At 58.1% G+C, this 7,459-nt stretch carries 5 protein-coding genes; 1 reads left to right on the forward strand and 4 read right to left on the reverse strand.

The annotated features are described in order from the left end of the window. Positions 1-63 precede the first annotated feature (63 nt). Complete coding sequence (locus NB063_RS00080) at positions 64-1,641, reverse strand: aldehyde dehydrogenase (NADP(+)) (RefSeq protein WP_407652511.1); 1,578 nt, start codon at positions 1,639-1,641, stop codon at positions 64-66. Between the two features lie 154 nt (positions 1,642-1,795). On the opposite strand from NB063_RS00080, the gene acnA reads away from it, so the two are divergent. Beyond that, entirely contained in the window at positions 1,796-4,501 is a 2,706-nt protein-coding gene (gene acnA, locus NB063_RS00085) for an aconitate hydratase AcnA (protein WP_250926686.1), read from the forward strand. A gap of 319 nt (positions 4,502-4,820) precedes the next feature. On the opposite strand, the gene NB063_RS00090 is transcribed toward acnA, so the two are convergent. Genes NB063_RS00090 through NB063_RS00100 form a run of 3 tightly spaced genes read right to left on the reverse strand, consistent with a single transcriptional unit; the run spans position 4,821 to position 6,825 of the window. Beyond that, positions 4,821-5,222 carry a TadE/TadG family type IV pilus assembly protein gene (locus NB063_RS00090; RefSeq protein ID WP_250926687.1) on the reverse strand — a complete coding sequence of 134 codons (402 nt, stop codon included), beginning with the start codon at positions 5,220-5,222 and terminating at the stop codon, positions 4,821-4,823. 26 nt (positions 5,223-5,248) lie between these two features. Further along, positions 5,249-6,403, reverse strand: coding sequence for a VWA domain-containing protein (locus NB063_RS00095; protein ID WP_250926688.1), 1,155 nt, complete (start codon positions 6,401-6,403; stop codon positions 5,249-5,251). 14 nt (positions 6,404-6,417) lie between these two features. Next, on the reverse strand, positions 6,418-6,825 hold the full coding sequence (locus NB063_RS00100; RefSeq protein ID WP_250926689.1) for a TadE/TadG family type IV pilus assembly protein: 408 nt from the start codon (positions 6,823-6,825) through the stop codon (positions 6,418-6,420). Between the last annotated feature and the right edge of the window lie 634 nt (positions 6,826-7,459).

The following is a 7,459-nucleotide window of genomic DNA, read 5'->3' on the forward strand; positions in this document are numbered from 1 at the left end:
CCCCGGCAAAAGTTGTACCGGCCCTCCGGGCCTGACTGAGCCCACACTCCCACACTCCCACACTCACCACGGGCCCGCGGCGTCAAGTTCCTCGGCGGGCCAATTTTGGTAGCAGACTGGACGGACGAAGCGACGGAGGCTTTCGTAGCCGACTGATGTGCTGTTGCCGTCAAGGCTCGCGGGGTAAGGACCGCCGTGCTGAGTTGCTGGCCCGATCTCCATTCCCGTCGGCCAACCGTTGTAGATGATCCTTCCGGCGAACCTTTCTGCGATCGGTAACCAACGTTCGACAAAGCCGTCGTCGGTGCTCCCGCGATGCAACGTGGTCGTGAGCGAACCGTGGAATTGCTTCGCAATCGTTAGCATCTCCTCCTCGTCACAGCAACGAACCAACAACGACACGGGCCCAAACGTTTCACTGTGCAACAGACTGCCCCGGTGCACATCGTGGTTCTCCATCGCGGCCGACGCTTCGACCGCAAACCAATGTGGCCCCCGATGCCACGGGCCCAGCGACTCGTCTCGCTCCGCTCCACCGCTGCCGCCTTGGTGAAGCGTTTGCACTTCCGCGGCGGATCGGTAGTTCGCGATGCCGCGATCGAACGCTTCAGCCACACCACCGCTCAAAAGGGGCAGCGGTGTTTGTTTTGACATCTCGCCGATCACTTGGTCAACGAACGGTTGACTGACATCTTTCGGCACCACGACCACACCGGGCTTGGTACACATGTGACCATTGCCGAATCGTAGCGAATCGGCGAACCCCTTCGCGATCACCTCGCAACGCTCCTCAAGGGCCGCGGCGGTGATGAACACCGGATTGGTGGACCCCAGTTCCGCAAAGATTGGGATCGGTCGATCACGTTTAAGAACCGCTTCGGCGAGCGCCCGACCGCCGACGGGACTGCCCGTGAAGCCGACCGCGGCAATCGCCGGGTGCTGAACCAAGCTGATGGACGTTTCCGGTCGCCGACCATGCAGCAACGAAAACGTGCCGGCGGGCATGCCGAGTTGCTCGACGGCCTCGCACACGACTTGGCCCAGCAGCTCGCAGGTCCCCGGATGGGACGGATGCGATTTCACGATCACCGGACACCCCACGGCGATCGCGGCGACAAAATCGTTCCCAACGACCGAGATCGCCAAGGGGAAATTACAGGCTCCGAACACGGCAACGGGTCCCACCGGAACCAGCCGCCGCCGCATTTCCGGCCGAGGAACAACGAGCCCAGGGGCCAGCTCGCGGTTGGGATCCGCCGCGGCAATTTGTCGCTGGTCCCAGTAGCGGTCACGGGTGAGTCCCGCAAAGGCCCGCAATTGTCCGCTCGCTCGACGGAACTCCCCGATCACTCGCTCGGGCAAATAACCGGTTTCAGTGACGCATCGCTGCACGATTTCGTCTTGCCGAGCGTCCATGCCTTGCGCGACACGTTCGAGCAGTTCCGCTCGCCGCGCGGGCGGAGAATGAGCGAGCCACTCGGCGGCCTCGGCCGAACGCACCGCCGCCGCGTCAATCTCGGCAGCCGTCGCTTCCGCAAACCCCGGCTCGATCGGCTGACCGGTCGCGGCATCGAACGCGTGAAAGATGTCAGTGGACGTAAGACCATCGGCATTTCCCATACATTGGGGGGATTCATTCATCTTTAACTCGCTGATAGTGGAAAACCGAAATCGCGAAACTGTCGGGCCGGAGACAATCTGTCACGACGTTGCTAAACTCTCGGTTTCAGGGCGGACTCTCAGGCAGGCATTATCGCCGACGCCATCATTGCAATTCGACGAAGGAAACCAACCAGTGACTGCGGATTTATTCGGTGCACGCGATCAGTTTGAAACCGGCTCGGGCAAAGCTGCCCTGTATCGTCTCGAAGCATTGCAAAAGCAAGGCTTTGGACAAATCGACCGCCTGCCGTTCTCAATACGCGTCCTGCTGGAAGCCGTGTTACGCAATTGTGACGATTTTCAGATCTCTCAGGACGACGTCAAAAACCTCGCCGGTTGGCAAGCCACCGCGGTGGCACCGCACGAAGTCCCGTTCAAGCCGTACCGCGTTGTCCTGCAAGACTTCACCGGCGTGCCCGCCGTCGTTGACCTGGCCGCGATGCGATCGGCAATGGAACGAATCGGGGGCGATCCGAGCAAAATCAACCCGCTGATCCCCGTCGACCTGGTGATCGACCACTCCGTCCAAGTCGACTTTTTCGGCAGCGAAGGGGCCTTGATCCGCAACGTCGAAATGGAATTCCAACGTAACCAAGAGCGCTACGAGTTCCTGCGATGGGGGCAACAAGCGTTCGACAACTTTACCGTCGTCCCGCCCAACGTGGGCATTGTTCACCAAGTCAACCTGGAATACTTGGCTCGCGTCGTCGCGATCACTCAGGACGAACAAGGCCCTGTCGCCGTTCCCGACACACTCGTCGGTACCGACTCGCACACGACGATGATCAACGGCCTTGGCGTTCTGGGCTGGGGCGTCGGCGGCATCGAAGCCGAAGCGAACATGCTCGGTCAACCTCTGTACATGTTGATGCCCGAAGTCATCGGTTTCGAATTGACCGGCGAACTCCCTGCCGGAGCCACCGCGACCGACATGGTTCTGCGGGTCGTCGAAATCTTGCGTAACGAAGGCGTCGTCGGCAAGTTCGTCGAGTTCTTCGGAACCGGCATGAACGCGATGAGCGTCGCAGACCGCGCAACGATCGCCAACATGGCTCCCGAATACGGAGCAACGATGGGCTTCTTCCCTGTCGACAACGTGACGCTGCAGTACATGCGTCAAACCGGACGCACCAAAGAAAACGTCGATCTCGTCGAGCGATATTGCAAAGAGCAAGGCTTGTTCCGCGTCGACGATGGCCCCAAACTCAACTACACCAAAACTCTCTCGCTCGATCTGTCGACGGTCGAACCGAGCCTCGCGGGTCCGAAACGTCCGCAAGACCGCATCACGCTTGCGGACATGAAGGGCGAGTTCAACAAGTCGCTGACCGCACCGGTCGGCAAGTCCGGATTCGGTCTACCTCCTGAAGCACTGACACGCATCGGCAAGGTTTCCGACAACGGACACAGCAGCGAGATCACGCACGGTGCGGTTGTGATCGCTGCCATCACGTCCTGCACGAACACCTCCAACCCATCCGTCATGATCGGTGCGGGCCTCGTCGCCAAACGCGCCGTCGAACGCGGCCTGAGTGTTGCCTCGCACGTGAAAACATCGCTGGCCCCCGGCTCACGCGTCGTGACGGACTACCTCAACCGTGCGGGATTGTCTGAATCGCTCGACAAGCTCGGCTTCAACACCGTTGGCTACGGCTGCACCACTTGCATCGGCAACTCGGGACCACTTCCCGAACCAGTCGCCAAAGCAATCAAAGAAGGTGACCTGGTTGCGTCAGCGGTTCTCAGCGGCAACCGTAACTTCGAAGGCCGCGTCAATCCATTGACCAAGGCCAATTACCTCGCCAGCCCTCCGTTAGTCGTCGCCTACGCTCTCGCCGGCACCACCGACATCGATCTCGTTAACGAGCCGATCGGCAAAGACAGCGAAGGCAAGGACGTCTACCTCAAAGAACTCTGGCCGACCGCTGAAGAGATCCGTGAAACGATCACCGAGTGCATCAAGCCAGAAATGTTCACCGACGAGTACGAAGCCGCGGTGAAAGGCAACGAACTTTGGAATGCGATTGATGTCGCCGGAGGTGCGTTGTACCCGTGGGATGAAAAGAGTACCTACATCCATCACCCACCGTTCCTCGATGCCGTCACCGGCGACGCTGTTCCCGACATTGGCCCGATCAAGGGAGCTCGGGTTCTCGCGTTGCTCAACGATTCGGTCACGACGGACCACATCTCGCCCGCCGGTGCCATCGCAACGGACGGCCCTGCGGGACGCTACCTGCAAGAGAACGGCGTGCCCGTTCGCGAGTTCAACTCCTTCGGCTCACGTCGCGGTAACGATCGCGTCATGGTCCGCGGAACGTTCGCAAACATCCGCATCCGCAACCAACTGGCCCCAGGCACCGAAGGCGGTGTGACCCGCTATCTGCCGACCGACGAAGTGATGAGCATCTACGATGCGTCGATGAAGTACCAAGCCGACGGTGTGCCATTGGTCGTTCTCGCAGGCACCGAATACGGTACCGGCAGCAGCCGTGACTGGGCAGCCAAGGGAACCATGATGCTGGGCGTCAAAGCGGTCATCGCAGCGAGCTTTGAACGGATCCACCGCAGCAACCTAGTCGGCATGGGTGTTCTCCCACTCGAATTCGCTGAAGGAGCAACTTGGGAGTCACTTGGGCTCAGCGGTGAGGAAACGTTTGATATCGTCGACTTGTCGAACGACCTCAAACCCCGTTCGCTAATCACCGTCACGGCGACGGATCCAAACGGCAAGAAGACCGAGTTCTCCTGCCGCGTCCGCATCGACACGCCGGTTGAGTTGCAGTACTACCAAAACGGCGGGATCCTCCCAACTGTGCTGCGAAACCTCCGCGGTTAACAACCTGCATGAACATCCTGTGTCTCAGCAGTTCACCCCTGAATTTGCTGAGACCGATGCCTCCAAGCGTTGACAAGACGTTGTGACGATCGACTTTGCGTTATGTCGGAACCTGTGTCTCGTACACAGGTAACGCGTTTTCATAATTGAGAGGGGATGTAGGGCCCGTTCCTTCCGGCCAAATCGAGGCCGTCTGGTGGAAAGTGAACCTACGTCGTTTGCAAAATGGCTCTCGTCACGATTTCGACGACATGCACTCTCCTCGGACGTGAGTCCGTGACCTGGGTTTAGACAATCACTCGTCGTCGTTCTTGCTGGCTTAAAACGTCACTTCGCGGGGCAGCGTGACCGTCGAAGTGACGCTCTTTCCGAAGAAGTATTTAGGTGCGATGAAGGCGTTCTCCGACGTGATCGGCACCGTCACCGTCACGGTGATTGACTCCGTTTTTGGCTCAATTTTCTTCGGAGTGGCGACCGCGGTCGCACCTTTGACGTCGATCAACTTCAGAAGTTGTTCCGCCGCTTGCTCGCATTCCGAAGACGTTGCCCCTGGCACGATTCCCATTCGAGCACCTTCGTAGGCCGCATTGATCGCGGTGTTTCGAATCATGTTGACGCGAGAGAATTCGATACCTGCAAAAGTAAACAACAGCAAAATTGGGAAGGTGCAGGCGAATTCAACCATCGCAGCTCCGCGACGTGGTTTCCTCGATCTGGTCATGGTGATACTAGGTGTTCTCAAGGAAGTTACTGGGTCAGGATAGAAAGCGAACCCGCGATTTTGCTAAATGCTTGGTTGAGCGTTTCCGCGTCTGGTGCATGAAAGTGCAGTCCTCCACCCGCCTCGGCGGTAGTCTGCATCTGCAAGATCACTGGTTCGGGACAAGAGCCGAACGTAATCGTGTGCACTTTGATTTTGTCGTTCGCAGCTTTTGCCGCGATGTCTGCCGGATGCGTGTCGTTGGTATAGGCTCCGTCGGTCAGCACGATCATGACCTTCTCGGCGGTGGGGCGGGCGTTGCCGCCCTTGAGCTCTTGGCGAGCCAGCGACATGCCTTTACTCGTTTCGGTGTTGCCGCCCCAAATCGTATGGCTCAAGTTATCCATCGCGGCCGCGATACTCGCCGTATTGAGGGTCAGGGGCTGATCCAGCGTGGCGTCCTGGTTGTTCACCCCGCATGCTGTGTAGTTACTGGCGTAACTCACAATCGAGATTTGTTCTTCGGCGTATGTATCGTTCATCTTGTCCATGAAAATACGGATAGCGTCATCGAGCGCGATCCATCGGCTATCCGCCCACGGAATATCACATGCACGAGGATCGCCACCGCCCATGCCGGTGGAGGTATCTGAAACCGCCAATTTCATCGAACTCGAGCGATCGAGTACTAAGCAGATATCAGCATTGATAAAACCGGCGGTCGCGATCGCGGTCGTTGGAAAGCCTCCGCCATCAAGGAGATCCGAGAAAAAGAGGTCGACTTCACCGTCGGGGGCGGCCGATGTACGGCGACCGTTGAGTTGTACCGCGTTGATAGGTGACGCATTGGCGGTAAATGTCCATTTGCCAGACGCCGAGCGAACGGTATTTCCAAATACAAAATCGGCATCTTCAAGTGACAGTCCCTGACCGGCGACCGTATTGGCCTGGGCGATTTGCTTTCCTTTGGCGATCGCCGACGCGACATCGCCGGTCCTCGCTAGCTCCGAGGAAGCGGCTTTGGCAGCCAAGTCCGTGGCCGCTCGCAACTCCGCCCGCGACAGTTGCATGTAGGCAAGGTCAACTGAGAACCCGATAAACAGGAGCAGTACGGGGAGCAAGATGATAAACATCACCGCTGTCGCACCGCGACGATGCTGCGCGGTCGGCCATCGGCGGCAATGGATTTCTGAACGTTTCATCGCAACTCCACGAGTTATTGCTTAACGGCTGACAAGCTGCTGGATAAAGTTTTGGCAAAGCCAAACAACTGGGGACCGACGGCGTTGTCATCAGTCACCGCGTCAACGGTCACGGTCACCGTGTCGCCACGCTCCACTCCACTGAACGCCGTTCCGTCAGCTCCCGCGACGAACACGTCCGCTGGCGTGACGCCGCGGGATGCAAGCGTTGTGTTGACTCTTGTCACCACTTCCGATGCCGTTGTGTTGGGTTTGGATGCAACCAGTGCACCCTCGTAGGCTGCTTCGCAAATGATCTGTTTCATTGAGATCATGTTACAGGCCTCGATCGAGGCGAACACAATCAGAAAGAAGATCGGCATGCAGATCGCCAACTCGACCAGGGCTGTCCCCTTTCGATTGGATTCTCTGCCGGTTCGCACTGGTCGCTCACCCGAGCCGAGAGGGTGGTTGCGCGACGACAGCCGAGCGACTCTGAAATCGACAATACGAGTACAGTTGATTCTCCCAAGCATCCGAGTTCTTTAATTGGGCAAGGGGCAAACGAGTGAAGCAACTCCAGCGAGCGGGAATTCCCGGCGGAGACCATGCGTGTCTTTCAAATAGATAGGTCAAGCCTCGGCCTCAGGCCCCCGCGACGGAGCTAACCGGGGGGGAATCATCGTCGCAGGACTCGGCTGTAACAGTTGCAGCGGTTGGTTGGCCACGCAACAAAAATGACCCAACCATCGAATTGATGTGCAACTCTCGAACACATCGAGAATCAAACAACCATGAACGGCCCGTCGATCCCGGTCGGGCGTCCACGGCGCTGGTCTGCCGTCGCTATCGCGAACAAGAATCGAAAAAATATTGCTTAAGCTTCTTTTCCACGTCGTACCAAGGACTTATCAGCTCAGGCTAACTCGCAGACGGCAAATAAGATTCTGCTCCATGCTCATTGCACGGCGGAGGCCACTCGAACTCGGTGAACATCTGCTTCCAAATAGAACGCGACGTGTCGTTAAGCAGGTACATAGAAGTGATTCGGTAGAACGACAATTCCGCTGATCGTGA

Source organism: Aporhodopirellula aestuarii (assembly GCF_023701485.1).
GTDB lineage: Bacteria > Planctomycetota > Planctomycetia > Pirellulales > Pirellulaceae > Rhodopirellula > Rhodopirellula aestuarii.

What these genes read in the sequence shown, in the direction of transcription:
- NB063_RS00080 (WP_407652511.1), bottom strand. Translation starts at nt 1,641, where the DNA reads ATGAATGAATCCCCCCAATGTATGGGAAATGCCGATGGTCTTACGTCC.
- NB063_RS00090 (WP_250926687.1), bottom strand. Translation starts at nt 5,222, where the DNA reads ATGACCAGATCGAGGAAACCACGTCGCGGAGCTGCGATGGTTGAATTC.
- NB063_RS00095 (WP_250926688.1), bottom strand. Translation starts at nt 6,403, where the DNA reads ATGAAACGTTCAGAAATCCATTGCCGCCGATGGCCGACCGCGCAGCAT.